Genomic DNA, 552 nt, shown 5'->3' with positions numbered 1-552 from the left:
TGTAATAGACAAAACTTAATCTGACAATTGATAAATTTGTTAATTAAAAACTCAGATTAAGATGACAACACAAAAGAAGTTAATTCAACCCAAGTTAGGGTTATTAAAACTGGCCGAGAAGCTTGGTAATGTATCTGAAGCCTGTAAAGTAATGGGGTATTCCAGAGATAGTTTTTATCGTTTCCAAAAGCTGTACGAAGAAGGAGGCGAGATGGCTTTAAAGGAGATAAGCCGTAGTAAGCCCTTGTTAAAGAACCGTATCGACAAGGAGTTGGAAGACATAGTTGTGGCTTATGCCACAGAGCAACCGGCTCATGGCCAGCAACGTGTGAGTAACGAGTTAGTTAAAAGGGGGCATATAGTGGCTCCTTCGACAGTCAGGAGTGTTTGGTTACGTCATGACCTGGAGACTTTCCAAAAGCGTTTAAAAGCCCTGGAAGCCAAAGTGCAACAAGATAGGCTGGTTCTTACTGACGCACAGGTAGCGGCATTGGAAAAGAAAAAAGAAGAGCAGCAAAGTAGAGGTGAAATTGAAACGCACCACCCCGGTTA

The 552-nt window shown here is 42.0% G+C and carries 1 protein-coding gene; it reads left to right on the top strand.

Translation table 11 applies throughout. From position 1 onward, the window contains the following. Positions 1-61: 61 nt before the first annotated feature. A partial coding sequence (locus tag OD355_RS13830; protein ID WP_263039086.1) for a helix-turn-helix domain-containing protein occupies positions 62-552 on the top strand: 491 nt, incomplete at its 3' end.

The sequence above is a fragment of the Haoranjiania flava genome, assembly GCF_025631005.1.
Lineage (GTDB): Bacteria > Bacteroidota > Bacteroidia > Chitinophagales > Chitinophagaceae > Haoranjiania > Haoranjiania flava.
The sequence above is the reverse complement of the archived record's forward strand: the minus strand, read 5'-3'. Positions and strand labels throughout refer to the sequence as shown.